This is a genomic window from Micromonospora sp. BL4 (genome assembly GCF_003667505.1).
Taxonomy (GTDB): domain Bacteria; phylum Actinomycetota; class Actinomycetes; order Mycobacteriales; family Micromonosporaceae; genus Micromonospora.
On the sequence record NZ_RCVJ01000043.1, the window covers coordinates 61,321 to 87,604 of the forward strand.

The window sequence follows — 26,284 nt, forward strand, 5'->3', positions numbered from 1 at the left end:
CGTCTCCCCTTCGAGGCGGCAGGTCACCGACCATTCAGGGTACGCGGCTCCGGTGGACCTTCCGCCGTCACGGGACGGCCGTGACCGGTACCGCCCGGAGCGGCTCACGCCGTACGGGTGCCCGCCGCCCGGGCCGGCGGACCCGCCCGCGCCTTCCGGTAAGGGGAGGAGGGGTGGGGCGGTCCTTGGTGGGAGGCGGTGGTGGAGGTGAGGCGAGCACCCCCGCATGGAAGAATCGTGGGAGGTCCCGCCGCTGCTCGGCAATCCCGCGCGGCGTCCGGTGACCGGCCGTCCGGTCGGTGCCCGCGGGTCCGGTTTCGCCACCGCAGTCGAGATCGCCAGGAGCGTTGATGGATGCCGTGTTCTCCGTACCCGAGCCGCGCAACGAGCCGGTTCGCAACTACGAGCCGGGCAGCCCCGACCGGGACCGGCTCCAGCGGCGGCTGACCGAGCTCGCCGCCGAGCGCATCGACCTGCCGATGACCATCGGCGGCGAGCAGCGGATGGCCGCCGGTGACCCGATCAACGTGGCGCAGCCGCACCGCCACGCGCACGTGCTCGGTGTGACCGCGCACGCCACCCACGACGACGCCCGCGCCGCGATCAAGGCCGCCAAGGACGCCGCGCCGATGTGGCGGGCGCTGCCGTTCGAGGAGCGCGCCGCGATCTTCCTGCGCGCCGCCGAGCTGCTCGCCGGCCCCTGGCGGGACACGCTCAACGCCGCCACCATGCTCGGCCAGTCGAAGACCGCGATCCAGGCGGAGATCGACGCGGCGTGCGAGTTCATCGACTTCCTCCGGTTCAACGTGCACTTCGCCCGGCGCCTCCTGGAGGAGCAGCCCAGCTCGTCCGCCGGGGTCTGGAACCGCTTCGACCACCGCCCGCTGGAGGGCTTCGTCTACGCGGTCACCCCGTTCAACTTCACCGCCATCGCCGGCAACCTGCCCTCGGCGCCGGCGCTGCTCGGCAACACGGTGATCTGGAAGCCGGGCCCGACCCAGCAGTTCGCCGCGCACTTCACCATGCGGCTGTTCGAGGCCGCCGGCCTGCCGCCCGGCGTGATCAACATGGTCACCGGCCGGGGCGAGGAGGTCTCCGACGTCGTCCTCGCCGACCCGGACCTGGCCGGCATCCACTTCACCGGCTCGACCAAGGTCTTCCAGCAGCTGTGGCGGACCGTCGGCGACAACATCGCCCGCTACCGGGGCTACCCCCGCCTGGTCGGCGAGACCGGCGGCAAGGACTTCGTGGTCGCGCACACCAGCGCCGACGTCGACGCCCTGCACACCGCGCTGATCCGCGGCGCCTACGAGTACCAGGGCCAGAAGTGCTCGGCGGCCTCGCGGGCGTACGTGCCGCGCTCGCTCTGGGAGGGTGGCCTGCGGGACCGGCTGGCCGCCACCACCGACTCGCTCACCTACGGCGACGTGGCCGACTTCAGCAACTTCGGCGGCGCGGTGATCGACGACAAGGCGTTCTCCCGGCACACCGCCGCGCTGGAGCTGATCGCCGGCGACGACACCTGCCGGGTGCTGGCCGGCGGCACCGCCGACGACTCGGTCGGGTACTTCGTCCGGCCGACGCTCTTCGAGTGCAGCGACGCCGCCCACGAGACCTTCACCACCGAGTACTTCGGGCCGATCCTGGGCGTGCACGTCTTCGACGACGCCCGCTTCGACGAGGTGGTCGCGCAGGCCGAGTCGATCGCCCCGTACGCGCTGACCGGGTCGGTGTTCGCCACCGACCGTCGGGTGATCGACGCGGTCGGCGAGCGGATGCGGTACGCGGCCGGCAACTTCTACATCAACGACAAGCCCACCGGCGCGGTGGTCGGGCAGCAGCCCTTCGGTGGCGCCCGGGCCAGCGGCACCAACGACAAGGCGGGCTCCTGGCTCAACCTCGTCCGCTGGGTGTCGCCGCGGACGATCAAGGAGACGTTCGTGCCGCCGACCGACCACACGTACCCCCACATGGGCTGACCGGCGACGACCGCCGGCGGCGCGCGTGGCGCTGCCGCCGGCGGTAGCCTGGCCGGGGTGACGCACCCCACCCCCGCGCCCGACCCCCGTTTCGGGGAGCAGGGCGGCCTGCTCACCTACAGCGACTACCTACGGTTGGCCGACCTGCTCGCCGCGCAGGTGCCGGAGTCCGACCCGGCCTCCCACGACGAACTTCTCTTCATCACCATCCACCAGGTGTACGAGCTGTGGTTCAAGCTGCTGCTCGCCGAGCTGTCCGACGCCCGGGACCGGATGCTGGCCGGCGAGACCTACCTGCCCCGGGTTCGGCTGGAACGCTGCCACGTGGTGGAGCGGGTGCTGGTCGGCCAGGTCGACGTGATCGACACGATGACGCCGCAGGACTTCCTGGCCTTCCGCACGAAGCTCGCCCCGGCCAGCGGGTTCCAGTCGGTGCAGTTCCGGGAGATCGAGTTTCTTTCCGGGCTCAAGGACCCGGACTTCCTGCACCGGTTCCGCCGGTTGCCGCCGGCCGAACGGGAGCGCCTGGAGCGGCGGCTGGCCGAGCCGAGCCTCTGGGACGGCTTCCTGGCCGTGCTCGCCCGGGCCGGGTTCCCGGTCGGCGACGCCGAGGCGCGCTTCGCGGCGTACGCCAGGATCGCCGCGGACCGGGAGCGGTTCGGGCCGCTCTGGGACCTCGCGGAGGCCCTGGTCGCCCACGACCAGGCATTTTCCCTGTGGCGGGCCCGGCACGTGCTGATGGCCGAGCGGCAGATCGGCACCAAGCCGGGCACCGGCGGATCGGCCGGTGGCGCCTACCTGCGCTCCCGGGTGGAGACGCGCTTCTATCCGGAATTGTGGGAGCTGCGCAGCCGGCTCTGAGCGGGTCGCCGCGACCGGTCCCGCGATCCATCGATAGTCCTCAACGGACAGTCTGCCGCCGACAGTGCACATAGGAAGTCCTGTCGGGTGGCAAACCGTCAAATCCTGGACGCCGCGAGCGCAAAGTGGCAGCGTAGTGGGCATGGCGGATTCCGGAGTCAACCCCACGGCGGCGGCCCTGCTCGGGCTGCTCCATGAGGGTCCCATGACAGGCGGCCAGTTGATGGCCGCCGCTGAGCGCCGGTTGGCGCCGTACTGGTCGATGACCCGCAGCCAGGTCTACCGCGAGTTGCCGGTGCTGGCCGAGCGGGGCTTTGTGCGGCTCGGCAAGCCGGGGCCGCGGATGAGCCAGCCGTACTCGCTCACCGCCAGTGGGAAACGGACATTTTCCCGCTGGCTGACGGAGAACCCGGGGCGCGACACCATCCGCAACCCGATAGCGCTCCGGATGGCGTTCGGCGAGTTGCACTCCGCCAGCCAGCTCAAGAGCTTGTACGCCTCCGCCAACGAATACCACACCGAGGCCCTGGCCCAGGTGCGGGAACAGGTCAAGAACGCCAAACGGGACGGGGAGACGTACGACGCCAGCGCGCTGGAGTTCGCCGTCGCCTACCACCGGGCGGCCCTGTCGTGGCTGAAGTCCGCCCCCGTCGGGTGATCGTCGGCGGGTTCGCGCATAGGGAACGAGCTGCTCCGCCCACGGCACAGTACCCTTGTCTGTCGTGACCGCTGCCGATTACGCCGAACAGCTCAAGGAACTCGACGCCACCCTGCGAAACATCGAGGCCGTCCTCAACCTTGACCGTCTGCACGAGGACAAGGCCCGGCTGGAGGAGGAGGCTTCCGCCCCCGACCTGTGGGACGACCAGGCCAAGGCTCAGCAGGTGACCTCGCAGCTGTCGTACGTCAACGGCGAGATCAGCAAGCTGGGCAGCCTGCGCGCTCAGCTCGACGACGCCCAGGTGCTGCTGGAGCTGGCCGAGGCCGAGTCCGACCCGGGCGTGCTGACCGAGGTCGAATCGGAGATCACCGGGCTGACCAAGGCCATCCAGGAGATGGAGGTCCGCACCCTGCTCTCCGGCGAGTACGACTCCCGGGAGGCGTTGATCGCCATCCGGGCCGGGGCGGGCGGCGTGGACGCGGCGGACTTCGCCGAGATGCTGCTGCGGATGTACCTGCGCTGGGCGGAGCGGCACGGATACCCGACGGAGGTCTACGAGACCTCGTACGCCGAGGAGGCGGGCCTGAAGTCGGCCACCTTCGCGGTGAAGGTGCCCTACGCGTACGGCACGCTCAGCGTCGAGTCGGGGACCCACCGGCTGGTCCGGATCAGCCCGTTCGACAACCAGGGCCGCCGGCAGACCAGCTTCGCCGGCGTGGAGGTCCTGCCGGTCACCGAGCAGACCGACCACATCGACATCCCGGAGAACGAGGTACGGGTCGACGTCTACCGTTCCTCCGGTCCGGGCGGGCAGAGCGTCAACACCACCGACTCGGCGGTCCGGCTCACCCACATTCCGACCGGCATCGTGGTGACCTGCCAGAACGAGAAGTCCCAGCTCCAGAACAAGGCCTCCGCCCTGCGGGTGCTCCAGGCTCGGCTGCTGGAGCGCAAGCGCCAGGAGGAGCAGGCCAAGCTGGAGGGGCTCAAGGAGAACGCCGCCGGCTCGTGGGGCGACCAGATGCGCTCCTACGTCCTGCACCCGTATCAGATGGTGAAGGATCTCCGAACCGAGCAGGAGACCGGCAATCCGAGCGCCGTCTTCGACGGCGAGTTGGACGGCTTCATCGAAGCCGGTATCCGCTGGCGCAAGCAGCGCCAGCTCGCCGGCGACGGTGCGTGATCACTCGCGGGCGGAGCGCGTCGTCGATCTCCCGGTTAGCCCCTAATTCGAGGACGCGCACCGTCTGTGCGGGGCGTGGGGCTTGGCTCTGTCGTCACACCGCGTAGACTCACCACCCGTGATTCAGCTTGAGCAAGTGACGAAGACGTACCCGAAGGCGTCCCGGCCTTCGCTCGACAACGTGTCCGTCTCGATCGAGAAGGGCGAGTTCGTCTTCTTCATCGGTCCATCCGGCTCCGGCAAGTCCACGATCATCAAAATGCTGCTGCACGAGGTCGCCCCCAACAAGGGGCGCGTCGTCGTCAACGGCAAGGACGTCACCTCGATGCGCTCCTGGAAGCGACCCCACTTCCGGCGCTCGATCGGCTGCGTCTTCCAGGACTTCCGGCTGCTGCCGAACCGCACCGCGTACGAGAACGTGGCGTTCGCCCTTGAGGTGATCGGCAAGACCAAGGCGGTTGCCCGTCGGGTCGTGCCGGAGGTGCTGGAGCTGGTCGGGCTCGGTGGCAAGGAGCACCGCTACCCGCACGAGCTCTCCGGTGGTGAGCAGCAGCGGGTCGCCGTGGCCCGGGCGTTCGTGAACCGTCCGCTGATCCTCCTGGCGGACGAGCCCACGGGAAACCTGGACCCGGACACCTCGATCGAGATCATGCGTCTGCTGGACCGGATCAACCGCACCGGCACGACCGTCGTGATGGTCACCCACGACTCCAACATCGTGAACCAGATGCGCCGCCGCGTCGTAGAGATTGAGAGCGGTCGCATCGTCCGTGACCAGGCCCGCGGCGTTTACGGGTGAGCCGGCGCTCCACCCCTGCGCAGCCTGACGACGAACACTTCATGCCGGAGACCCGGAGGAACCCCCGATGCGCGTGAAATACGTCCTGTCCGAGGTACTGGTCGGACTGTGGCGCAACGTGACCATGACCATCGCGATGATCATCACGATGGCGGTCTCGCTGACCATGCTCGGCGCCAGCGGTCTCATGTACCGCCAGGTCGACGACATGAAGGACCTCTACTACAAGAACATCCAAGTCTCGATCTTCCTCAAGACCGACGTGACCGACGAGCAGCGCGAGCAGATGGACGCGAAGCTCAAGTCCGACCCGCTGGTCAGCGAGGTCATCTACGTCGACAAGGCCGAGGCGTACAAGCGGTTCCAGGAGATGTTCCAGGACGCGCCGGATCTGATCAGCGCCGTCAAGGAGGACAGCCTTCCGCCGTCGTTCCGGATCAAGCTGAACAACCCGGAGCAGTACAAGAACATCTACGACCAGTACAAGGACACCGAGGGCGTCGACGAGATCATCGACCAGAGCCGACTACTGGACAAGGTCTTCAACATCCTCACCGCGATCCAGAACATCGCCCTGGCCGCCGCCATCGTGATGGCGGTCGCCGCCCTGCTGCTGGTCGCCAACACCATTCAGGTGGCCGCGTACAGCAAGCGGCGTGAGGTGGCGGTCATGAAGCTCGTCGGCGCCTCCAACTGGTTCATCCAGGCGCCGTTCGTGCTGGAGGCCGTGGTGGCCGGCCTGATCGGCTCGTTGCTCGCACTGGTCGCCCTGATAGCGGCGAAGTATCTGCTCTTCGACGGGTCGCTCAAGGCCCTGGAGGGCCTGCTGTCGCCGGTCAGCTGGGGCGACCTCCTGTTCGTCTTCCCGCTGATGGCCGGCGTCGGTGGCCTCATCAGCGCCGCCACCGCCTGGACCACGCTCCGCTTCTACCTGCGGGTGTAGCGACCGTACGGGTCGTCCCGTCGTCTCCCGGGGACCCTCCCGCGCCGGAAATAAACGGCGCGGGAGGGTCCTTGTCATTCAGGTAGCATGATCGGTTGTCCGGCCGGGGTGACCCCGGTGGCGGATGATCAGGAGAGGGGGTGGCGCCGATGCCACGGGAAAAGGGGCGCAAGGTGGTCGCCTCCAACAAGAAGGCACGCCACGACTACTCGATCCTCGACACGTACGAGGCGGGCATGGCGTTGACCGGCACCGAGGTCAAGTCGCTACGGGCCGGGCGGGCGTCGCTCGTGGACGCGTTCGCCCAGGAGCGCGACGGCGAGTTGTACCTGCACGCGATGCACATCCCGGAGTACACCCAGGGCACCTGGACCAACCATGAGCCCCGGCGTACCCGCAAGCTGTTGCTCAACCGTGGAGAGATCGACAAGCTCGTCGGCAAGACCCGCGAGGGTGGTCTGACGATCGTCCCGCTCCAGGTCTACTTCTCCGACGGCTGGGCCAAGGTGGAGATCGCCCTGGCCAAGGGCAAGAAGGCGTACGACAAGCGCCAGGACCTCGCCAAGCGGGACGCGGACCGGGAGATCGCCCGGGTCAGTGGCCGGCGCGGCAAGGGAATGGACGACTAGATCGTCCCGTTTGTCCGGGTCGCCGCGCCGGCCCGGGGCTCGGGATGAAACCCGTTGCGGCAGGCGTTAGGCTTGTCAGTGCCGCCAACATCGGCGGCCCGTCGAGGGGGTGACTGGTTTCGACTTCGTACGCAGCGACAGGGGAAGCGAGCCGAGGAAGCCGACGTCGTCTCGAGAATCGGTCGTCGGAAACTTATAAGCGCCAAGAACAATCGCGCTGACTTCGCTCTCGCCGCCTGAGGCGAGTAGCTAAGTCTGTCGGCCTGGGAACGCCTTCGTCCCAGTAGCCGGCATCAGCTAGAAGGCTGGCCAATCGGACCCGGTCGCGGGGTCCGTGCGGCGAGATCAATCAGCGACTGGGCCCGTCACACCAACTTGCTCGCGTGAGCGGTGGGGCCGAGTAGAGGCACAGCGAGCTGCGCTCGGAGAAGCCCTGACAAACCGGCGAAGGACCCGGGTTCGATTCCCGGCACCTCCACCACCTCGAAAGCGATGCGCCCCGGCCCACCGGCCGGGGCGCATCGTCGTATCCGGGGTCGCACGGCTGCCGTGCAGTCATCCCGCCGGGTGCCGGGACGCGGCCGGCGGCCCGGTTCGCCTACGCTGCCGACTGTGCGGAGCGAGCAACTGCGTCTGTCGGTCGGCGCGTCACCCGGCCAGCGCACCGTCTCGGTGCTGGCCGGCGTGTTCGTCGTCGCGGTCAGCGCCGCGTTCGTGGTGCTGCCCCTGGTCGCGGACGGGCTGCTGCGCCAGCTGACCGGCCCGGGCGACGGGTTCGCCTCCTATGAGGAGGCCCGCGACCTGCCGCCCGGAATGCTGCCGCCCGCGCTGCGGGACTCCGGCGGCGGTGGCGGCTGGGACCAGGGCGGTTCCGGCCGGCTCCTCGGGCTCTGCGGGCTGCCGTTCGCCCTGCTCGGCGTCTACCTGGTGCTGCGGGTGCTGCGGACGGCCGCCTGGCTGGACGGCAGTCGGGTGCGGGTGTGCGGCGCGTTCGGCAGCCGCACCGTCGACCTCGCCACCGCCCGGATCGACGCTGGGACGACGGCGGCGTTCGGCGAGGCGGGGGACGACGACCCGTGGGCGCGGGGACGCCGGGCCTCGGCGATCGTCGCCACCGACCGCGACAGTGGACGGCGGATCACCGTTCCCCTGTTCGGTATGGGGCTGCCCACCCTGCCCCCGTCCGAGCTGCGGGCGCTGGCCGACGCGATCACCACCGGTCGCCCCACCGACGGCCGGGACGGCGACGCGCATGCGGCCGCCCGCGCGCTGCGTCGCCTCGCGGAGCACCCACTCGACGGCTGAGCGGCGTACCGGTGGGGCGGGCGGGACCTGTGCGGCAGGTGGGGCTAAAGAGGCGGCCAGAGGCCCTGGACAGGGGCGGACGGGCGGGTTCACCATCGCGGTATGCGGTAGCAGCGCAAGCGCGGGAGGTGCCCATGGTCACCGGTCCGGTTCAGCAGTCGTCAGTTGTCGCCCGGCCGTTCGCCGGGCCACCGCATCCGGCCAGCCTCCCCGATGAGCGTCAGTGCGCCGCGCCGCCCGGTGACCCGCACCCGGCGGGGCTCGCCGGTGACCTGCACGCGCTCGCCCGGGCGGTCGCCGCAGCGCCGACCGAGGCGCGCTGGCGCGAACGCGTGCTGCTGCGGCTACGCCCCGTCGGGCAGAGCTTCACCGAGCACGTCCAGGTCACCGAGGGTCCGGCCGGGCTCTATCGGGAACTGCTCACCCATGCGCCCCGGCTCTACCACGGGGTCCGGCTGCTGACCCGGGAGCACACCGCGATCGGCGGGGCGCTCCTGGCCGTGCAGCGGGTCGCCGAGCAGTCCGAGGCCAGCCCGGACGAGCTGCGCCACCGGGCCGCGTACCTGCTGCGGACGCTGGCGCGGCATCGGCGGCGCGGCGCGGATCTGCTCTGGCAGGCGTACCAGATGGATCTGGGCGGCGAGACCTGAGCGGGCCCGCCCCGGGCGGGAACCGGGGCGTCGGTGGACACGTCGAACCGGCATGCGTCGATCGCTTCTGGCCCTCGGTCTGCCCCTGCTGGTGCTCGCGGCCGGCTGCGCCCCGACGGGCAGCGACCTGGCCGACGGGCCCACCGCCCCGGCGCACCGGTGGGAGACGTTCGAGCAGCGGGCCACCGAGGTCGCCGAGGCGTGGCGTCCCGGTCCCGAGTGGAGCACCGGGTACGTCCCGTTGCAGGGGCCGACCGTGCTGACCGGCGACCCGCGCTTCACCCCCGACACGGAGGCCGCCTTCCGGGCCGGCTGGTACCGGGAGCAGGTGCCCATCCCGCCCACCCGGGTCGGGGGGAGATCCGCTTCCCGGACGGCCGGCTGAAGGTGCCGTTGGTCAGCGCGGCGGAGGCGTACCGGCAGCTCGATCAGGGCGACCCGCTGCCCTGCCCCGGGCGGCCGAAGCGGACCGGACTGCCGACCCCCGGCCCCAGGGTCGAACCCGGGCCGGACGGCTGGGTCAGCAGCGCACCGGAGACCGCCTGCCTTCCGCTGACCGTCACCGGCGTCACACTCGGCACCGTGCCGGTACGCACCAGCCGAGGCGAGGCGCAGGTTCCGGCCTGGCTGTTCACCGTCGAGGAGCTGGCCATTCCGGTGGCCCGACTCGCCGTCGCGCCGACGGCGATCGTTCCGGTTCCCGAGCGCACCGCGCCCGCGCGGCCGCTGCCGGACGGCCTGGTGTCCGCTCAGGACCTGACGGCCGTCGACGGCGCGCGGCTGACCGTCCGGCTCGGTGTGGGCGCCTGCGACACCGGGATCACTCCGCTCGTGCGGGAACGGCCGGACGTCGTGGTGGTCGGCGGCGGCGTCACCCGGTCCACCGGCGTCTGCCCCGACGTGCTCAAGCTGGAGCCGGTCACCCTCACCCTGGGCGCGCCGCTGGGCGCACGGCCGGTGCTGGACGTCTCCACCGGCGCCCCGCTGTCGATCGCTCCACGCTGACCGACCGGGGAGTGCCGGTCAGAGGATGCTCGGCCCTTCAGAGGATGCTGGGCACGTCGGTGCTGATCGGCACCGGCAGCACGGTGGGTCGACCGGCGCGCAGACCGGCGGCGAGCGCCGAGCCGAGCTGGTCGGGTGTCTCCACCACCTCGGTGGCGCAGCCGTAGCCGGCCGCGATCGCCGTGACATCCAGCCCCGGCAGGTCCAGTCCGGGCACCCCGGGCGTCTCCTTCAGCTCGGCGAACGCCTTGAGGATCGCGTACTGCTGGTTGACCGGAACGACCACCACCACCGGCAGGGACAGCCGGGCGGCGGTCCACAGCGCCTGCACCGAGTAGTGGAACGAGCCGTCGCCGACCACCGCCACCACCGGTCGACCACGCCCGGTGTCACGCTCGGCAAGCGCCACCCCGACAGCGGCCGGCAGGCCGTAGCCGAGACCGCCGCTGGCCATCGTGAAGTACGACGCCGGGCGGGAGATCCGCAGGCGGCGGCGCAGGGCGGACAGGTTGGACGGTGACTCCTGGACCAGCACCCCGTCCGCCGGCCAGTGCGCGGCCAGCGCGGCGAACAGGGCGTCGGCGGTCAGCGGCGCGGTGACCTCCGGCGGCGCCGGGGCGGGCCGGGGCGCCGGTGGCGGCCGGTCGGTCGGCGGCACCAGGTCGAGCAGCGCGGCCAGGGCCAGCCCGGGATCGCCGAGCAGGCTGTCCCCGACCGGGGCGCGGGCGGCCTCGTCCGGGTCGTCCGTCACGTGCAGCAGTCGGGTGCCGTCCGGCAGGTGATCGCCCGGCACGTACGGGTAGTAGCGGAACACCGGAGCGCCGACCACCAGCACGGTGTCGTGTCCCCGCAGCGCCTCGGCCAGGGGCCCGATGGCGAACGGCAGCACGCCGCGGAACTGCGGGTGGTCCTCCGGGAACACCCCCCGTTCCGGCGCGGGGGACGACCAGACCGGCGCGGCCAGCCGCTCGGCCAGCGCCACCGCGATCGACCAACTTCCGGACCGGTCCACCCCGGGCCCGAACACCAGGACGGGGTCGCGGCTGCCGGCCAGAGCTCGGGCGAACTCGTCCAGTCGCTGCGGGTCCGGTGCGAACCGGGTGGCCACCGTGCGCGGCGCGGGCGGGGCGTCGGCTGGTTGGTCCCAGTCGTCCATCGGCAGGGAGAGGAACACCGGCCCGGCCGGCGGCTGCACCGCCGTCGCGTACGCGCGCAGCAGCGCCGCCGGGATGTCCGGCGCCCGGACCGGCTCGTAGCCCCACTTCACGTACGGCTGGGGTAGTTCGGCGGCCCGGCGGCTGGTGAGCCGGGGTTCGAGCAGCAGCATCTCGCGGGTCTGCTGGCCGGCGGTGACGATCAGCGGGGTCTTGTTGTGCCAGGCGGTGACCATGTTGCCCATGCCGTTGCCGGTGCCGGGGGCGGTGTGCAGGTTGACGTGGGCGGGTGCGCCGGTGGCCTGGGCGTAGCCGTCGGCCATCGCGACCGCCGTCGCCTCGTGCAGCGCGTGGACGTAGTGGAAGTCGGCCGGAAAGTCCCGTAGGAACGGCTCCTCGGTGGAGCCGGGGTTGCCGAAGATGGTGGTCATGCCGAGGGTGCGGAGCACGTCGTACGTCGCGTCCCGGACCGTTGCCATCGCCACCTGCCTCCGTGTCACGCGCAGGGACGACCGCGCCGCCCTCCCGATCAACCGAATCTATCGGGATGCGACGGACCTTTCGGGCGTTTCCCGGGCGTCGTGACCGGCCGCACCTCGGCGGGCAGCGCCCGCGCCGGCTCAGGGCAGCGGGAAGGGCAGGGAGATGCCGTCCAACGCCCGGCCGCAGGCGCAGTCCTGCGCGGCGGGCAGCCCGGCCAGCGCGTCCAGCAGCACGCCCCGCAGCCGGTCGGTGTTCGCCGCGAAGACCCGGAACACCTCGTCCTGGGTCACCGACTCGCCGGCCCGCAAGCCGGCGTCCAGGTCGGTGATCAACGCGATCGACGAGTAGCAGAGGGCGAGTTCCCGGGCGAGCACCGCCTCCGGATGCCCGGTCATGTTGACCACCATGCCGCCGATCGAGGCGAACCAGCGCGACTCGGCCCGGGTGGAGAATCGGGGGCCCTCGACCACCACCACCGTCCCGCCGTCCACGGCGGTCACGTCCCGGCGGGCGGCGGCGGTGAGCAGCGCGCGCCGGCCGCGCGGGCAGTACGGGTCGGCGAACGGCACGTGCACCGCGCCCCGGTCGTAGTAGGTCTGCGCCCGGCCGCTGGTCCGGTCGATCAGCTGGTCCGGCACCACGAACGTGCCCGGGCCCAACTCCGGACGGAGCCCACCGACCGCGCACGGGGCGAGCACCTGGCGTACGCCCAGGGAGCGCAGCGCCCAGAGGTTCGCCCGGTAGGGGATCAGGTGCGGCGGATAGCGGTGGTCCCGACCATGCCGGGGCAGGAACGCGACCCGCCGCCCGGCGACCTCGGCGATTGTCACCGCGTCCGACGGTGGCCCGTACGGGGTGTCCAGCTCATGAGTCGTGCCGTCGAGGAGGGCGTACAGGCCCGATCCGCCGATCACCGCGAGGTCCGCCGTCGGTGCCAATGGACCCTCCGTCTCAACTGTCCGATCACCCGCCGGTCAGACCTTAGCCAGCACCCGGGACGCAGGCTATGGTGCCAGGCATGGCGTTGACAGCACGGATGGTCCCGCTGCACCGTGCGGATCCGATGGGTGACGGATCCCCGGCGCGGGTTCACGGTTGACGGGTGTGTGGGATGCAGGGAGAGGGCCAGGCGATCGGCGGACGGGCGATGGAGTCGATGACCGGGCGACTGCTGGTCGCGACTCCGGCCCTCAAGGACCCGAACTTCGACCGTACGGTGGTGCTGCTGGTCGCCCATGAGCCGGGCGGCGCGCTCGGCGTGGTGCTGAACCGGGCCACCGAGGTGCCGGTCGCCGACGTGCTCGGCGACTGGAACGACCTGGCCCGCCACCCGGCGGTGCTCTTCGAGGGCGGCCCGGTGCAGCCCGACTCGGCCATCTGCCTGGCGCGCATGCGCCACCCTCTGCGCCGGGTCAAGGGCTTCCACCAGGTCTCCGGGGCGGTCGGCACGATCGACCTCTCGGTCGACCCGGAGCGGCTGCGGGAGAGCATCGGCAGCATCCGGGTCTTCGCCGGCTACTCCGGCTGGGGGAGCGGCCAGCTGGAGCAGGAGATCGCCGACGGCTCCTGGTTCCTGCTCGACGCGCTGCCCGGTGACGCCTTCGTCGACCGGCCGGACGACCTGTGGCCGATGGTGCTGCGCCGGCAGGGCGGGATGATGGCCGCCGTCGCCCATTTCCCGCCGGACGTGGCGCTCAACTGACCCGGCTCGGCGGGGGACCCCGCGACATGACCATGCCGGCCGGTCTGTGTATAGTTTCCCAGTGCCCGGGCGACCGGGACGACAGCAAGGGGCCGTGGCGCAGCTGGTAGCGCACCACACTGGCAGTGTGGGGGTCAGGGGTTCGAGTCCCCTCGGCTCCACCCTTGTCGAGCAGGGCGTTCGTCAGACATGACGGACGCCCTGTTTCGTTTCGGACATCGGACGGTAGTTGGTGAGCTGCCGGCCGGCGTCAGAGGTCATCGCTCACGTTGTAGTTCGGCGAGGAGGGCGTCGACCCGGGCCCGGATGTCGTCGCGAACCTGGCGGACGACGTCGATGGGTTGGCCGGCGGGGTCGGTGAGTTTCCAGTCCTCGTAGCGTTTGCCGGCGAAGACGGGGCAGGCGTCGCCGCAGCCCATGGTGATGATGACGTCGCTGGCTTCGGCGGTGTCCCAGGTGAGTCGTACCGGGGTCTGGTCGGTGATGTCGATGCCGACCTCGCGCATGGCCTGGGCGGCGACCGGGTTGATCTGATCAGCGGGTTCGCTGCCGGCGGAGCGGACTTCGACGGTGTCGCCGGCCAGGTGGCGCAGCCAGCCGGCGGCCATCTGAGAGCGTCCCGCGTTGTGGACGCAGACGAACAGGACGCTGGGCTTGTCGCTCATCGTGTTCTGGTCTCCTGGGTGCGGTGGGGTACGAGGACAGCGTCAGCGGCGCGTCCGGCATCGGGGTACCAGGCGGCGAGCGCGGCGACGGCGATCAGGCCGCCGACGAGCTGGGCGGCCACGAAGCCGGGCACCGAGGTCGGGGCGATGCCGGCGAAGGTGTCGGTGAAGGCGCGGCCGACGGTGACGGCGGGGTTGGCGAACGAGGTGGACGAGGTGAACCAGTAGGCCGCGCCGATGTAGGCGCCCACCGCGGCAGGCGCGACGGCGGTCCGACCGCTACGGGCGAGGGCGAAGACCAGCACGACCAGGCCGGCGGTGGCGACGATCTCGGCGAGCCACAGGTTCCCGCCCGTGCGGCCTGTCTGTGACCAGGCGACGGCGGGCAGGTCGAACATGAGATTAGCCAGCACGGACCCGGCGACTGCTCCGGTGACCTGTGCGGCGGTGTAGGCGGCGAGGTCGGAGCCGGTCAGGCCGGTGCCGGCGCGGCGGCCGAGCCACCAGTCGACAGCGGACACGACGGGGTTGAAGTGCGCGCCGGACACCGGCCCGAACGTCAGGATCAGCGCGCCCAACGCGAACGCGGTGGCGATCGCGTTCTCCAGCAGTTGAAGCCCGGCGTCGGCGGGGGAGAGCCGAGCCGCGGCGATCCCCGATCCCACCACGGCGGCGACCAGCAGGGCGGTGCCAGCGAACTCGGCCGAGGCGCGCCGGGCGAGAGTGCGGCTCACGCCGTGGTGGGGGCGGTCGTGGCGGGCAGGTCGAGTAGCGCGCCGAGCTGGCGGAACGCCTCGGGCTTGACCCTGTACCACACCCACGTGCCCCGACGCTCGGAGTCAACCAGGCCGGCTTCCCTCAGCACCTTGAGGTGGTGGGAGATGGTCGGCCCGGACAGGTCGAACGCCGGGGTCAGGTCGCACACGCACATCTCGGGCACCGAGGCGATCATCGACATCAACCGCAGCCGGACCGGGTCGCCGAGGGCCTTGAACATCGGTGCGACCACCGCCGCCTGCTCGGCCTCCATCGGGCGAACCGCCAAGGGCGCGCAGCAGGTCACCGCTTGAAGGTCCGCGACCGGCAGACTTTGTTTCGACATACGTCTAGCTTGACAGATGTCAAAACAGGGTGCAACGCTGGGGCTGCTTCGAAAACCATCTAGACAGCGGGTGCACTCCATTGACCCGTCCGCTAGCAGGAGGTATCGACATGTCCCGTGTCCAGCTCGCTCTGCGCGTCTCCGACCTTGAAGGCTCCGTCGCCTTCTACTCGAAGCTGTTCGGCGTCGACCCGGCCAAGCGCCGCCCCGGGTACGCGAACTTCGCCGTCGAGAACCCGCCGCTGAAGCTCGTGCTCATTGAGGGCGAGGCCGACCAGCCCACCGTCATGGACCACCTGGGCGTGGAGGTGTTCAACACCGACGAGGTCACCGCCGCCACCAAGCGCCTCACCGACTCGGGCCTCATCACGCTGGAGGAGAACGACACCGAATGCTGCTACGCCCTCCAGGACAAGGTCTGGGTACGCGGCCCCGGCAACGAGCCCTGGGAGGTCTACACCGTCAAGGCCGACGCCGACACCCTCGCCAAAGCGACCGAGGAGTGCCGCTGCGGCGAACCGGCCGACGCCGAGGCGGCGAAGGAGCCGGCAGGCAGCGGAGCCGGCTCGCGTTGCTGCTGACGGACCGGGCCGTACCCGGGCGGACTCGTTGCGCGGCGCCGGGCAGGGGTTGGCCGACCCCCGCCCGGCGCTCGCAGTGCGGGGGGCAGGGGGCCGAGGCCCCTAGCATGGCCTCATGACCGTAGATCTGTTCGCGGGCGTTCCCGTCCGCGACTACGCCACCGCGGCGGCCTGGTACGAGCAGCTCCTCGGAGCCCCGCCGTCGTTCCGGCCGAACGACATCGAGGCGGTGTGGGAGCTCGCCGAGCACCGGTACGTCTTCATCGAGGTGCGGCCCGAGCATGCCGGGCACGCCCTGCACACCGTCTTCGTCGACGACTACGATGCCCGACTCGCCCAGATCGCCGAGCGTGGCCTGGAGCCGACCGAGCGCGAGACCTACGACAACGGCGTGCGTAAGGCGATCTTCCGCGATCCGGACGGCAACGAGATCGGCTTTGGCGGCGGGCCGGCCTGAGGCCGCGATTCCCGAGGGCCCCGACGTCGAACCTTTGCCGCCCCGCGCCCGTACCACTGCGCGGGAGGTCACACCATGACCGTGCGCCGAACGCTCGCCGCCGTGCTGGTCGCCATCGCGACCGTGCCGGTCAGCGCCGCGCCCGCCGCCGGCCACGGCGCCCCGACCAGCCCGATCAGCCGCGCCGCGGCCTGCGGACCCGAGGGCCGGTACGCGTCCACCAACGCCTGCCGGGCGGCGGTCGAGGCGGGCGCGGCGGTCCGCGAGTGGGACAACGTCCGGGTCGCCGCGATCAACGGCCGGGACCGGGAGAAGATCCCGGACGGTGAGCTGTGCAGCGGCGGGCTGTCCGCGTACCGGGGGCTGGATCTGCCCCGGACCGACTGGCCGAGCACCGAACTGACCGCCGGCGCCCGGTTCACCTTCCGATACCGGACCACCATCGAGCACCGGGGCACCTTCCGCCTCTACGTCACCCGGCCCGGCTACGACCCGCGGGCGCCGCTGACCTGGGCCGATCTGGAGTCGCGCCCGTTCCTCACGGTGACCGACCCGCCGGTGCGGGCCGGGGCGTACCAGCTGCCGGGCCGGTTGCCGGCGAGCCGGAATGGCCGGCACCTGATCTACACGATCTGGCAGAACTCCAACACCCCGGACACCTACTACTCCTGCTCCGACGTGGTGTTCCGCGCGGCGCGCGGCGGCACGGCGACGGGCGCCCCGAAGCGGGCCACCGCGACGAAGGCCGCGGTTCCGCGTACCGCCGCGAGCCGGCCGGCGGCCACCGAGCCGGCGGTGGCGGCGGCCGCCGACCCGGGCGTGCCCGTGGCGTCGGTGACCGACCTCGGGAGCCGCTGGCCGGTGCTCGCCGGCGCCGCCGCCGTGCTGGTCGTCGCGCTGCTCGTCGCCGCGGGTCGGCTGCGCCGCCCCGGGGCCGTGCCGGTCGGCCGGCAGTGCGAGGTGCGCAACCACCGGGCCGGGCGGCGCCGGATCTGGTGACCCGGCCCGCCGGCCCGGCGGCGCTCAGCCCAGGTGCCGGTCGATCTCGGCCAACTCCTCGGCGCTGAAGTCGAGATTGTCCAGCGCGGCGATGTTCGTCTCCAGCTGTCCGACGCTGCTCGCCCCGATGATCAGGCTGGTCATCCGCGGGTCGCGCAGCGCCCAGGCCAGCGCGAGCTGGGCCAGTGACTGGCCGCGCCGTTCGGCGACCTCGCCCAGCCCCCGGATGGTGGCCATCTTCTCCTCGCTGAGGTCGCTCTCGTTGAGGAAGACGCTGGTGCGCACCCGGGAGTCGGCCGGGATGCCACCCAGGTAGCGGTCGGTCAGCAGACCCTGGGCCAGAGGGCTGTACGCGATGCAGCCGGCGCCGACCCGCTCCAGCGTGTCGAGCAGGCCGTCGGCCTCCGTCCACCGGTTGAGCATCGAGTACGAGGGCTGGTTGATCAGCAGCGGCGTGCCCAGCTCGCGCAGGATCTCGGCGGCGCGGGCGGTCTGCTCGGAGGTGTAGTTCGAGATGCCGACGTAGAGCGCCTTGCCGGAGCGGACGATGGCGTCGAGCGCGCCCATCGTCTCCTCCAGCGGGGTGTCCGGGTCGAAGCGGTGCGAGTAGAAGATGTCGACGTAGTCCAGCCCCATCCGGCTCAGCGACTGGTCCAGCGACGAGATCAGGTACTTGCGCGAGCCCCACTCGCCGTACGGACCGGGCCACATCAGGTAGCCGGCCTTGCTGGAGATCACCAGCTCGTCCCGGTACGGCTTCAGGTCGGTGGCGAGCAGCCGGCCGAAGTTCTCCTCCGCGGCGCCGGGCGGCGGGCCGTAGTTGTTGGCCAGGTCGAAGTGGGTGACACCGAGGTCGAAGGCGCGCAGGACGATGTCGCGCTGCCGCTCCATCGGGCGGTCCGGGCCGAAGTTGTGCCACAGGCCGAGGGAGACGGCGGGCAGCCGCACGCCACTGCGTCCGCTGCGCCGGTAGGTCATCGTTTCGTAGCGGTCATCCGCGGCGAGGTAGGTCACGATCATGAGCCTAGCTCCGGCCCCGGGGTACGCGGGATTGAGCGTGTGAACCCGGACAAGGGGGTAGCTTCGAGACCATGCGTCTCATCGCGCTCGACACCCCCAAACCCCTCTCCAAGATCGGGTTGGGCACCTGGCAGTTCGGCTCCCGGGAGTGGGGCTACGGCCCGGATTTCGAACGCCAGGCGGCGCAGATCGTCCGGCGGGCGCTCGAGCTGGGTGTGACCGTCTTCGACACCGCGGAGATCTACGGCTTCGGGCGTAGCGAGCGGATCCTCGGCGCCGCGCTCGGCGACGACCGGCCCAAGGTGGTGATCGCGTCCAAGATCTTCCCGGTGCTGCCGGTGGCCGCCGTGGTGCAGCAGCGGGCGGTCGCCTCCGCGGCCCGGCTCGGCGTCACCTCCCTGGACCTCTACCAGGTGCACCAGCCCCACCCGCTGGTCGCCGACCACAGCACCATGCGCGGCATGCGCGCCCTGCAGGACATCGGGCTGGTCGGCGAGGTCGGGGTCAGCAACTACGGGCTGCGCCGCTGGCAGGTCGCCGAGGCCACGCTCGGCCGGCGGGTGCTCAGCAACCAGGTCCGCTACAGCATGCTGGACCGCGCGCCCGAGCATGAGCTGCTGCCGTACGCGCGGGAGGCCGGTCGGGTGGTCATCGCGTACAGCCCTCTCGCCCAGGGCTTCCTCTCCGGCCGCTACGACGCGAAGAACCCGCCGACCGGCGCGGTCCGGCGAGCCAACCCGTACTTCCTTCCGGAGAACCTGGAGCGGGGCGCCACCCTGATCGACACGCTGCGCCAGGTCGCCGACGCGCACGACGCCACCCCCAGCCAGATCGCGCTGGCCTACGTGCTGCGCCACCCGAACGTGCTGGCCATCCCCGGCGCGTCCGGCGTGGAGCAGATGGAACGCAACGCCGCCGCCGCCGACATCGACCTCACCGACGACGAGTACGCCGCGCTGGCCGAGGCCGCCAAACGGTTCCGCCCGGTCACCGGCCTCGCCGCGATGCCCCGAATGCTGCGCGCCCGGTTCACCGGTTCGACAGGAAAGTGAGCACAGTGGACGACATCACCGCAATGATCCTGGACGACCACGCCTCCTTCCGGCGCGGCTTCGCCCGCCTCGACGACGCCCGCGACGAGCACGAGCTGCTGGCGATCTGGGACGCACTCGCCCTGCACCTGGACATCCACGCCGAGGCCGAGGAGGCGATCCTCTACCCGCACCTGGTCAAGCACGGCGACGACGGCGAGGACGAGACCGCCGACGCGATCGGCGACCACAACAAGATCCGGGACGCGATCGCCGAGTCCAAGCTGCACCCCGTCGGCTCGGAACGCTGGTGGGCGGCGGTCGGTACGGCCCGCCGGGAGAACAGCGAGCACCTGGCCGAGGAGGAGGACGAGGCCCTGCCCGACTTCCGCCGGCATGCCAGCTCCGAGCTGCGCGCCGAGCTGGGCCACCGCTGGCTCACCTTCTACGGCGAGCACAAGAACGGGCGTGACCTGCCCTTCCGGGACAAGGACCCGCAGACGTACGTGGCCGACCACCGCTGAGATATCCCCGGCACGGGGGAGTCGGCGGGACCGGCTCCGGCAGCAGAATGACGGAGTGACTCCCCGAACGGCGCTGTCCCCGCTGGTCGCCGGCAGCACCTGGCGGCGTGGCGTGTTCCTGCTGCTGGGCGGGGTCCTGGCGCTCCCGTACGGGCTGCTCGCGGTGGCCTTCGCCCAGCTGCTCACCGGCCCGGAGGTCCCCGGTGCGCTGGTGGTCGCCCTGCTGGTGGTCGCGCTGGTGATCGCCGTGGTGCCGCTGCTGCTCGACGGCAGCCGGGCACTGGAGATCGCCGCCGTACGGGCGCTGCTCGGCGTCGACCTGCCCGACCCCGCGCCGGGACGCCGCGGCGACCGGGACACCCGGCTGCGCAGCGCGCTCTGGATCGCCACCCACCTCACCATCGGCGCGCTGGTGATGGTCGCGCTGATCACGGCCGTGCCGATGGCGCTGGCCTTCATCGCCCAGCAGTTCGGCATCGGCGCCGACCTGATCAGCCGGGAACGGTTCGGGCCACTGGACGGGCGGGACACCGGCTGGCTGACGCTGACCGGGGTGCTCCTGCTGGCCGGTCTCGGCTACGCCGTCGCCGGGCTCGGCGCGCTCGCCGGGTCGATGGCGCCGGTGCTGCTCGGCCCGACCCCGGCGGAGCGGATCGCCGCGCTGGAGGCGCAGGCCGTCCGACTCGCCGAACGCAACCGGCTGGCCCGGGAACTGCACGACTCGGTCGGCCACGCGCTGACGGTGGCCACCCTCCAGGCCGGCGCCGCCCGCGGGGTGCTCGACACCGACCCCGAATTCGTCCGGCGGGCGCTCACCGCCATCGAGGAGGCCGGGCGGACCGCCATGGACGAGCTGGACCACGTCCTCGGGCTGCTCCGGGAGACCGGCGGGGACCGGCCCGCGGTGGCGCCGCAGCGTACCCTCGCCGACCTGGACCGGCTGGTCACCGACGCCCGCGCGACCGGGCTGGCGGTGCATGCGCAGCGCTCCGGCGACCCCGCGAGGGTGCCGCCGGCCGTCTCCCGGGAGGGCTACCGCATCGTCCAGGAAGGGCTGACCAACGCGGCACGGTACGGCCACGGGCCGGTGACGCTTCGGCTGGACCTGCACCCGGACGCGCTGGAGTTGGAGCTGGCCAACGCGGTGGGCCGCGCCGACCGGGCCGACCCGGGCCGGGGAGGCCGCGGCCTGGACGGGATGCGGGAACGCGTGCTGCTGCTCGGCGGCCGGCTCAGCGTGGGCCCCGACGGCGGCCGGTGGCTGATCCGGGCCCGCCTGCCGTTCGAGGGGACGCGATGACCACCGGTGTGCTGATCGTCGACGACGACGAGCTGATCCGGATCGGGCTGCGAGCGATCATCGACTCCCAACCCGACCTGCGGGTGCTCGCCGAGGCTGCCGACGGCGCCGAGGTGCCGCCGCTGGTCGCCCGGCACCGCCCCGACGTGGTGCTGATGGACGTGCGGATGCCCGGCATCGACGGCATCCAGGCCACCCGACACCTGCTGGCCACCTCCGCCGACCCGCCCCGGGTGCTGGTGGTCACCACGTTCGCCAACGACGAGTACGTCTACGAGGCGCTGCGCGCCGGCGCCTCCGGGTTCCTGCTCAAACGGGCCCGACCCGCCGAGGTGGTCGAGGCGGTCCGGGTGGTCGCGGCGGGGGAGTCGCTGCTCTTCCCGGCCGCGATCCGCCGGCTGGCCGGGGCGTACGGGCCGACGGGCGGCGACCGGCTGACCGGCGCCCGGCTCACCGAGCGGGAGGCCGAGGTGCTGCGCCTGATGACCACCGGCCGGTCCAACCCGGAGATCGCCGCGCACCTGGTGGTCGGGGTGGAGACGGTCAAGACGCACGTCGGCAACGTGCTGGCCAAGCTGGGCGTTCGCGATCGCACCCAGGCGGTGATCGCCGCGTACGAGTCCGGCTTCGTCACCCCGTCCGGCTGAGCCGTCCCTCGCCGGTGGGAGCGGGTTCACCGCCGCCCGGGAGGGGTTCGGCCGGCCGTCGGCCGAGGCTGGGAGCATGACGACGATCACTGCTTCCAGACCCCGTACCGACTCCCGCTGGCCCGACCGGTTGGCCCCGCTGGCCGCCGGCTGGCTCGGCCTGTGGGGCGTCCTCGCCCTGGTCGGCACGCTCACCGGCGCCGGCTACCCGTTCGGCGCGAACGACCCGCACGGCGGCGACGTCAACCTGCTGCGCCTGGTGCCGGTGGAGCTGGCCGCACCGCTCTTCGCCGGGGTGCTGCTGACCGCCGCGGTGGCGGCGCTGGCGATGAGCCGTCCGGCCGTACGCGGGCCCGGCCCGCTGCGGGCGCTGCTCGCCGGCTACGGCTGGACCGTGACGGTCGTGCTCACCGTGGTCGTTCCGGACGCCCGGGTGCTGGTCATCCTCGGCTACCTACCGATGCTGATCATCGGAGCGCCGTTCGGCTGGCCGCCGGTCGACTACGCCGACGTCTTCACCTGGGCGCTGTTCGCCCGCTTCGCCGCGCTGGCGGGCGGGCTGCTGCTGGCCGGGGCGGTGCTCACCTGGCAGCGCCGTACCGCCGGGGCGTGCGTCGGGTGCGGCCGCGACGGCACCGACCGGGGTTGGAGCACCCCGGCCGCCGCCGCGCGCTGGGGTCGGTGGGCCGCCGGCATCGCCGCGGCCATCCCGCTGGCGTACGCGTCGACCCGGTTCGCCTGGGCGGCCGGCATCCCGCTCGGCATCTCCCGGGAGTTCCTCACCGAGATGCAGGACACCGGGCTGGTGTGGGCCGGGTTCGGGCTGGGCGCGTTCGCCACCGCCGGCGCTGTCCTCACCCTCGGCCTGGTGCAGCGCTGGGGTGAGCGGTTCCCGCGCTGGATGGTCGGGCTCGACGGTCGCCGGGTGCCGGTGAAGCTGGCCGTGGTGCCGGCCACCCTGGTCGCCGTCGCGGTGACCGCAGCCTCGCTGGGTCTGTTCAGCCAGCCCGAGTTCTGGCAGGGGCTCAGCGTGGCCGGGGGACCGGCACTGCTCTGGCCGCTCTGGGGCGTGGCCCTCGGCGCCGCCACGTACGCGTACCACCTGCGCCGCCGCGGAGCCTGCCGGCGCTGCGGCCGAGGCCGACGGGACCCTTCTTGACGAGCTAGCGTGGGTCGGGTGACTGCGCCTACCCCGGTAATCCCGGTTCCACCGGCCGACCTGCCCGGCACGCTCGGCGCGCTGCGGGCGGCCGGTCACCAGTACCGCACCGTCAAGCAGGAACTCCGCGACAACCTCCTCGCCCGGATGCGGTCCGGCGAGACCCGTTTCCCCGGCATCGTCGGGTACGACGACAGCGTGCTGCCCGAGGTCGAGCGGGCGCTGCTCGCCGGGCACGACATGGTGCTGCTCGGCGAGCGGGGCCAGGGCAAGACCCGGCTGATCCGCTCCCTCGGCGCGCTGCTCGACGAGTGGACCCCGGTCATCCCCGGCTCGGTGCTCAACGAGCACCCGATGCACCCGCTCACCCCGGCGTCCCGTGCCCAGGTCGCCGAGGCCGGCGACGACCAGCCGGTCGGCTGGCTGCACCGCTCGATGCGGTACGGCGAGAAGCTGGCCACCCCGGACACCAGCGTCGGCGACCTGATCGGTGACGTCGACCCGATCCGGATCGCGCAGGGCCGCACCCTGGGCGATCCGGAGACCATTCACTTCGGGCTGGTGCCCCGCACCAACCGGGGCATCTTCGCCGTCAACGAGCTGCCCGACCTGGCCGAGCGGATCCAGGTCGCGCTGCTCAACGTGCTGGAGGAGCGGGACATCCAGGTCCGGGGCTACCAGCTGCGGCTGCCCCTGGATCTGCTCCTGGTGGCGAGCGCCAACCCGGAGGACTACACCAACCGGGGCCGGATCATCACCCCGCTCAAGGACCGGTTCGGCGCGGAGATCCGTACCCACTACCCGGTCGACCTGGACCTGGAGCTGGAGCTGATCCGGCAGGAGGCCGACCTGGTCGCCGAGGTGCCGGAGCACGTCCTGGAGGTTCTGGCCCGGTTCGCCCGCGCGGTGCGCGAGTCACCGTCGGTGGATCCGCGCTCGGGTGTCTCCGCCCGGTTCGCCATCGCCGCCGCCGAGACCGTGGCCGGTGCCGCGCTGCGCCGCGCCGGCCTGCTCGCCGCGGGCGGCACCCCGGACGGACGCCCCGAGGCCGCGGTCGCCCGGGTCGGCGACGCGGTGTCGACGACCAGCACGTTGCGCGGCAAGGTCGAGTTCGAGAGCGGCGAGGAGGGGCGGGAGATCGAGATCCTGGCCCACCTGCTGCGGACCGCGACCGCCGAGACGTTCCGCGCCCGGCTGGCCGGGTTGGACCTGTCCGGCTTCACCGGCCTGGTCGAGGACGGCGCGGCGATCGAGACGGGCGAGCTGGTCGGCGCCGCCGAGCTGCTGCGCCAGGTGGGCACCGTGCCGGGGCTGGCCAAGGTGCTGGACCGGCTCGGCCTGGGCGACGCGCCCACCCCGGAGGAGGCCGCCGCCGGTGTCGAGTTCGTGCTGGAGGGGCTGCACCTGACCCGCCGGCTCGGCAAGGACGTCACCGACTCCGGGCGCACCGTCTACGGCGGCCGGGGCTGACCGTGGCCGGCAACCGGTTCCGGTACGGGCAGTGGCGCGGCGGCCCAGACCCGCTCGCGCCCCCGTACGACGTGCGCGAGGCGGTGGACGCGGTCGGCGCCGAGGTGCTGGCCGGCGGCAGCCTGCGGGAGGCGCTGCGCGACCTGCTGCGCCGTGGCCCGCAGGGGCGGGGCGGGCTGGACGACCTGGCCGCCCGGGCCCGCCGGCTGCGCCGCGAGGCGTTGCGCCGGGGCGACCTGGACGGCGCGGTGACCCGGGCCCGGGCCCTGCTCGACCAGGCCCTCGCCGCCGAGCGGGACGAGCTGCGGGGCCGCGACGACGACGGCGCGCGGTTCGCCGAGTCGGTGCTGGACAACCTGCCCCGCTCCACCGCGCGGGCGGTGGAGGAGCTGGCCGGCTACCAGTGGGCCAGCGCGGACGCCCGGCGGTCGTACCAGCAGATCCTGGACCAGCTTCGCGGCGACGTCCTCGGCCAGCGCTTCGCCGGCCTGCGCGACGCGGTGGCCGCGTCCGCCGACCCGGCCGTCCAGCGGCGGCTCGCCGAGATGATGAGCGACCTGAACGACCTGCTGGCCCGGCACGGTCGCGCGGAGGACACCACCGACGCGTTCGCCGAGTTCATGCGCCGGCACGGCGACTTCTTCCCGGAGCGGCCGGAGACCGTCGACGAGTTGATCGACGTGCTGGCCCGGCGTTCGGCGGCGGGCGAGCGGCTGATGAACTCGCTCTCCGATCGGCAGCGCGCCGAGCTTGCCGGGCTGATGCAGCAGTCGCTCGGCGACCGGCTGGCCGGGGAGCTGTCCGCGCTCGACGCGAACCTGCGGGCGCTGCGGCCGGACCTGCGGTGGGGGCGCGGCGAGCGGGTCCGGGGCGAGCAGCCGCTGGACTACGCCGACGCGGCCGGCGCGTTGGGTGAGATCGGCGAGCTGGACGACCTGCTGGACCAGCTCGACCAGGAACACCCCGGCGCCACCCTGGACGACGTGGACGTCGAGGCGGTGGCCCGGACGCTGGGCCGGAGCGCCGCCGACGATGTCCGCCGGCTGCGTGAGCTGGAGCGGGAGCTGCGCCGGCAGGGCTGGGTGAGCCGGGACGCGGACGGGCTCACGCTGAGCCCGAAGGCGCTGCGCCGGCTCGGCGGGACCGCGCTGCGGCGGGTCTTCGCCGACCTGACGGCCGGGCCGCGCGGCCAGCACGATCTGCGGTCGGCGGGTGCCGCCGGCGAGGTCAGCGGCGGGTCCCGACCCTGGCAGTACGGCGACGAGCAGCCGTTGGACGTGGTCCGCACGCTGACCCGGGCGGTGAGCCGGGCCGGGCCCAGTGTGCCGGTGCAGCTCGCGGTGGACGACTTCGAGGTGGTGGAGACGGAGAAGCGGGCCTCCGCGGCGGTGGTGCTCTGCGTCGACCTGTCGTACTCGATGATCTCCCAGGGGCGCTGGGGGCCGATGAAGCAGACCGCGCTGGCGCTGGCGCACCTGATGGAGACGCGCTTCCCGCAGGATGCCCTGCAGATCGTCGGCTTCGGCCGGGAGGCGATGACGCTCAGTCAGCAGGAGCTGGCCGCCGTGGAGCCGGACATGGAGCAGGGCACGAACCTCCAGCACGCGCTGCGGCTGGCCGGTCGGCACCTGCGGCGCCATCCGGACGCCGAGCCGGTGGTGCTGGTGGTCACCGACGGCGAGCCGACCGCCCACCTGGATCCGGACGACGGGGAGGCGCTGTTCCACTGGCCGCCGCTGCCGGAGACGATCGAGGCGACCGTCCGCGAGGTGGATCGGCTCAGCCGTTACGGCGCCACGCTCAACCTGTTCATGCTCGGCGACGACCCGGGCCTGCGCCGCTTCGTCGACGCGGTGGCCCGACGCAGCCGAGGCCGCATGTTCACCCCGGACACGGACGACCTGGGCGAGTACGTGGTCAGCGACTACCTCCGCTCCCGCCAATCCCGCCGCTGATCCCCGTCCCCTCCCCACCC

General features: G+C 72.4%; 26 protein-coding genes, 1 tRNA gene, 1 other RNA gene and 1 pseudogene. 23 read left to right on the forward strand and 6 right to left on the reverse strand.

The window, feature by feature from the left end; genetic code table 11:
* Nucleotides 1-350: 350 nt before the first annotated feature.
* The 11 genes and pseudogenes from pruA (at nt 351) to EAD89_RS01685 (ending at nt 10,015) form a co-directional block, all read left to right on the forward strand.
* A complete protein-coding gene (pruA, locus tag EAD89_RS01635; protein WP_121674430.1) occupies nt 351-1,979 on the forward strand; it encodes an L-glutamate gamma-semialdehyde dehydrogenase in 1,629 nt (542 codons plus the stop codon).
* Nucleotides 1,980-2,036: 57 nt separating this feature from the next.
* Nucleotides 2,037-2,840, forward strand: coding sequence for a tryptophan 2,3-dioxygenase (locus EAD89_RS01640; protein WP_121674431.1), 804 nt, complete (start codon nt 2,037-2,039; stop codon nt 2,838-2,840).
* Between the two features lie 142 nt (nt 2,841-2,982).
* Nucleotides 2,983-3,498, forward strand: a complete 516-nt coding sequence (locus tag EAD89_RS01645; protein WP_121653973.1) for a PadR family transcriptional regulator — start codon at nt 2,983-2,985, stop codon at nt 3,496-3,498.
* Nucleotides 3,499-3,562: 64 nt separating this feature from the next.
* Complete coding sequence (gene prfB / locus EAD89_RS01650) at nt 3,563-4,684, forward strand: peptide chain release factor 2 (RefSeq protein WP_121653957.1); 1,122 nt, start codon at nt 3,563-3,565, stop codon at nt 4,682-4,684.
* A gap of 118 nt (nt 4,685-4,802) precedes the next feature.
* Complete coding sequence (ftsE, locus tag EAD89_RS01655) at nt 4,803-5,483, forward strand: cell division ATP-binding protein FtsE (protein WP_030331491.1); 681 nt, start codon at nt 4,803-4,805, stop codon at nt 5,481-5,483.
* 67 nt (nt 5,484-5,550) lie between these two features.
* The gene (ftsX, locus tag EAD89_RS01660) at nt 5,551-6,426 is read left to right on the forward strand and encodes a permease-like cell division protein FtsX (protein ID WP_121653958.1); all 876 of its coding nucleotides are present in this window, start codon (nt 5,551-5,553) and stop codon (nt 6,424-6,426) included.
* A gap of 149 nt (nt 6,427-6,575) precedes the next feature.
* On the forward strand, nt 6,576-7,055 hold the full coding sequence (gene smpB / locus EAD89_RS01665) for an SsrA-binding protein SmpB (protein WP_121653974.1): 480 nt from the start codon (nt 6,576-6,578) through the stop codon (nt 7,053-7,055).
* Between the two features lie 105 nt (nt 7,056-7,160).
* Nucleotides 7,161-7,536, forward strand: a transfer-messenger RNA (tmRNA) gene (gene ssrA / locus EAD89_RS01670).
* Nucleotides 7,537-7,667: 131 nt separating this feature from the next.
* Entirely contained in the window at nt 7,668-8,360 is a 693-nt protein-coding gene (locus EAD89_RS01675) for a hypothetical protein (RefSeq protein ID WP_121674432.1), read from the forward strand.
* 134 nt (nt 8,361-8,494) lie between these two features.
* A complete protein-coding gene (locus EAD89_RS01680) occupies nt 8,495-9,010 on the forward strand; it encodes a hypothetical protein (protein ID WP_233578099.1) in 516 nt (171 codons plus the stop codon).
* A gap of 52 nt (nt 9,011-9,062) precedes the next feature.
* A pseudogene (locus EAD89_RS01685) lies at nt 9,063-10,015 on the forward strand (hypothetical protein).
* A gap of 37 nt (nt 10,016-10,052) precedes the next feature.
* Here EAD89_RS01685 and mdlC read toward each other — a convergent pair.
* Together mdlC and EAD89_RS01695 are read right to left on the reverse strand one after the other, a co-directional pair.
* Nucleotides 10,053-11,648: a benzoylformate decarboxylase gene (mdlC, locus tag EAD89_RS01690; RefSeq protein ID WP_199733381.1), complete on the reverse strand. Its 1,596-nt coding sequence runs from the start codon at nt 11,646-11,648 to the stop codon at nt 10,053-10,055.
* 141 nt (nt 11,649-11,789) lie between these two features.
* Nucleotides 11,790-12,590 carry an S-methyl-5'-thioadenosine phosphorylase gene (locus tag EAD89_RS01695; protein WP_121674434.1) on the reverse strand — a complete coding sequence of 267 codons (801 nt, stop codon included), beginning with the start codon at nt 12,588-12,590 and terminating at the stop codon, nt 11,790-11,792.
* Nucleotides 12,591-12,763: 173 nt separating this feature from the next.
* On the opposite strand from EAD89_RS01695, the gene EAD89_RS01700 reads away from it, so the two are divergent.
* Nucleotides 12,764-13,354 carry a YqgE/AlgH family protein gene (locus tag EAD89_RS01700; RefSeq protein WP_121653963.1) on the forward strand — a complete coding sequence of 197 codons (591 nt, stop codon included), beginning with the start codon at nt 12,764-12,766 and terminating at the stop codon, nt 13,352-13,354.
* An 88-nt stretch (nt 13,355-13,442) separates the two neighbouring features.
* Nucleotides 13,443-13,515 (forward strand) — tRNA-Ala (locus EAD89_RS01705).
* Between the two features lie 96 nt (nt 13,516-13,611).
* Here EAD89_RS01705 and EAD89_RS01710 read toward each other — a convergent pair.
* The 3 genes from EAD89_RS01710 to EAD89_RS01720 are packed head-to-tail and all read right to left on the reverse strand — an operon-like array spanning nt 13,612 to nt 15,121.
* The gene (locus EAD89_RS01710; RefSeq protein WP_121674435.1) at nt 13,612-14,019 is read right to left on the reverse strand and encodes an arsenate reductase ArsC; all 408 of its coding nucleotides are present in this window, start codon (nt 14,017-14,019) and stop codon (nt 13,612-13,614) included.
* Nucleotides 14,016-14,753 carry an MIP/aquaporin family protein gene (locus EAD89_RS01715; RefSeq protein ID WP_121674436.1) on the reverse strand — a complete coding sequence of 246 codons (738 nt, stop codon included), beginning with the start codon at nt 14,751-14,753 and terminating at the stop codon, nt 14,016-14,018. The genes EAD89_RS01710 and EAD89_RS01715 overlap by 4 nt, the downstream gene beginning before the upstream one ends.
* Complete coding sequence (locus EAD89_RS01720) at nt 14,750-15,121, reverse strand: metalloregulator ArsR/SmtB family transcription factor (RefSeq protein WP_121674437.1); 372 nt, start codon at nt 15,119-15,121, stop codon at nt 14,750-14,752. The genes EAD89_RS01715 and EAD89_RS01720 overlap by 4 nt, the downstream gene beginning before the upstream one ends.
* 110 nt (nt 15,122-15,231) lie before the next feature.
* Between EAD89_RS01720 and EAD89_RS01725 the strand changes: the two genes are divergently transcribed.
* From EAD89_RS01725 to EAD89_RS01735, 3 genes are all read left to right on the forward strand, one after another.
* Nucleotides 15,232-15,702 carry an ArsI/CadI family heavy metal resistance metalloenzyme gene (locus EAD89_RS01725; protein ID WP_121674438.1) on the forward strand — a complete coding sequence of 157 codons (471 nt, stop codon included), beginning with the start codon at nt 15,232-15,234 and terminating at the stop codon, nt 15,700-15,702.
* A gap of 115 nt (nt 15,703-15,817) precedes the next feature.
* Nucleotides 15,818-16,159, forward strand: coding sequence for a VOC family protein (locus tag EAD89_RS01730; RefSeq protein ID WP_121674439.1), 342 nt, complete (start codon nt 15,818-15,820; stop codon nt 16,157-16,159).
* Nucleotides 16,160-16,234: 75 nt separating this feature from the next.
* Nucleotides 16,235-17,158, forward strand: a complete 924-nt coding sequence (locus tag EAD89_RS01735) for a lytic polysaccharide monooxygenase (protein WP_121674440.1) — start codon at nt 16,235-16,237, stop codon at nt 17,156-17,158.
* A gap of 24 nt (nt 17,159-17,182) precedes the next feature.
* On the opposite strand, the gene mgrA is transcribed toward EAD89_RS01735, so the two are convergent.
* On the reverse strand, nt 17,183-18,178 hold the full coding sequence (gene mgrA / locus EAD89_RS01740; RefSeq protein ID WP_121652747.1) for an L-glyceraldehyde 3-phosphate reductase: 996 nt from the start codon (nt 18,176-18,178) through the stop codon (nt 17,183-17,185).
* A 71-nt stretch (nt 18,179-18,249) separates the two neighbouring features.
* Between mgrA and EAD89_RS01745 the strand changes: the two genes are divergently transcribed.
* The 7 genes from EAD89_RS01745 to EAD89_RS01775 all read left to right on the forward strand — a co-directional run bounded on the left by EAD89_RS01745 (nt 18,250) and on the right by EAD89_RS01775 (nt 26,264).
* The gene (locus EAD89_RS01745) at nt 18,250-19,230 is read left to right on the forward strand and encodes an aldo/keto reductase (RefSeq protein ID WP_121674441.1); all 981 of its coding nucleotides are present in this window, start codon (nt 18,250-18,252) and stop codon (nt 19,228-19,230) included.
* A gap of 5 nt (nt 19,231-19,235) precedes the next feature.
* Nucleotides 19,236-19,733 carry a hemerythrin domain-containing protein gene (locus EAD89_RS01750; RefSeq protein ID WP_233578100.1) on the forward strand — a complete coding sequence of 166 codons (498 nt, stop codon included), beginning with the start codon at nt 19,236-19,238 and terminating at the stop codon, nt 19,731-19,733.
* A 55-nt stretch (nt 19,734-19,788) separates the two neighbouring features.
* Entirely contained in the window at nt 19,789-21,033 is a 1,245-nt protein-coding gene (locus tag EAD89_RS01755) for a sensor histidine kinase (protein ID WP_121674443.1), read from the forward strand.
* Entirely contained in the window at nt 21,030-21,680 is a 651-nt protein-coding gene (locus EAD89_RS01760) for a response regulator transcription factor (RefSeq protein WP_121674444.1), read from the forward strand. Before EAD89_RS01755 ends, EAD89_RS01760 begins: the two co-directional genes overlap by 4 nt.
* A 76-nt stretch (nt 21,681-21,756) precedes the next feature.
* A complete protein-coding gene (locus EAD89_RS01765; protein WP_121674445.1) occupies nt 21,757-22,839 on the forward strand; it encodes a hypothetical protein in 1,083 nt (360 codons plus the stop codon).
* 9 nt (nt 22,840-22,848) lie between these two features.
* Entirely contained in the window at nt 22,849-24,309 is a 1,461-nt protein-coding gene (locus EAD89_RS01770; protein ID WP_121674446.1) for a sigma 54-interacting transcriptional regulator, read from the forward strand.
* A 2-nt stretch (nt 24,310-24,311) separates the two neighbouring features.
* Nucleotides 24,312-26,264, forward strand: a complete 1,953-nt coding sequence (locus EAD89_RS01775) for a VWA domain-containing protein (RefSeq protein WP_121674447.1) — start codon at nt 24,312-24,314, stop codon at nt 26,262-26,264.
* Nucleotides 26,265-26,284 lie beyond the last annotated feature (20 nt).

Bases quoted from the DNA above. Each gene is read 5' to 3' on its own strand.
- pruA (WP_121674430.1), top strand. From the start codon at position 351: ATGGATGCCGTGTTCTCCGTACCCGAGCCGCGCAACGAGCCGGTTCGC.
- EAD89_RS01760 (WP_121674444.1), top strand. From the start codon at position 21,030: ATGACCACCGGTGTGCTGATCGTCGACGACGACGAGCTGATCCGGATC.
- EAD89_RS01745 (WP_121674441.1), top strand. From the start codon at position 18,250: ATGCGTCTCATCGCGCTCGACACCCCCAAACCCCTCTCCAAGATCGGG.
- ftsX (WP_121653958.1), top strand. From the start codon at position 5,551: ATGCGCGTGAAATACGTCCTGTCCGAGGTACTGGTCGGACTGTGGCGC.
- EAD89_RS01765 (WP_121674445.1), top strand. From the start codon at position 21,757: ATGACGACGATCACTGCTTCCAGACCCCGTACCGACTCCCGCTGGCCC.
- EAD89_RS01680 (WP_233578099.1), top strand. From the start codon at position 8,495: ATGGTCACCGGTCCGGTTCAGCAGTCGTCAGTTGTCGCCCGGCCGTTC.
- mdlC (WP_199733381.1), bottom strand. From the start codon at position 11,648: ATGGCAACGGTCCGGGACGCGACGTACGACGTGCTCCGCACCCTCGGC.
- smpB (WP_121653974.1), top strand. From the start codon at position 6,576: ATGCCACGGGAAAAGGGGCGCAAGGTGGTCGCCTCCAACAAGAAGGCA.
- EAD89_RS01735 (WP_121674440.1), top strand. From the start codon at position 16,235: ATGACCGTGCGCCGAACGCTCGCCGCCGTGCTGGTCGCCATCGCGACC.
- EAD89_RS01725 (WP_121674438.1), top strand. From the start codon at position 15,232: ATGTCCCGTGTCCAGCTCGCTCTGCGCGTCTCCGACCTTGAAGGCTCC.
- EAD89_RS01645 (WP_121653973.1), top strand. From the start codon at position 2,983: ATGGCGGATTCCGGAGTCAACCCCACGGCGGCGGCCCTGCTCGGGCTG.
- EAD89_RS01710 (WP_121674435.1), bottom strand. From the start codon at position 14,019: ATGAGCGACAAGCCCAGCGTCCTGTTCGTCTGCGTCCACAACGCGGGA.
- mgrA (WP_121652747.1), bottom strand. From the start codon at position 18,178: ATGATCGTGACCTACCTCGCCGCGGATGACCGCTACGAAACGATGACC.
- EAD89_RS01730 (WP_121674439.1), top strand. From the start codon at position 15,818: ATGACCGTAGATCTGTTCGCGGGCGTTCCCGTCCGCGACTACGCCACC.
- EAD89_RS01700 (WP_121653963.1), top strand. From the start codon at position 12,764: ATGCAGGGAGAGGGCCAGGCGATCGGCGGACGGGCGATGGAGTCGATG.
- EAD89_RS01720 (WP_121674437.1), bottom strand. From the start codon at position 15,121: ATGTCGAAACAAAGTCTGCCGGTCGCGGACCTTCAAGCGGTGACCTGC.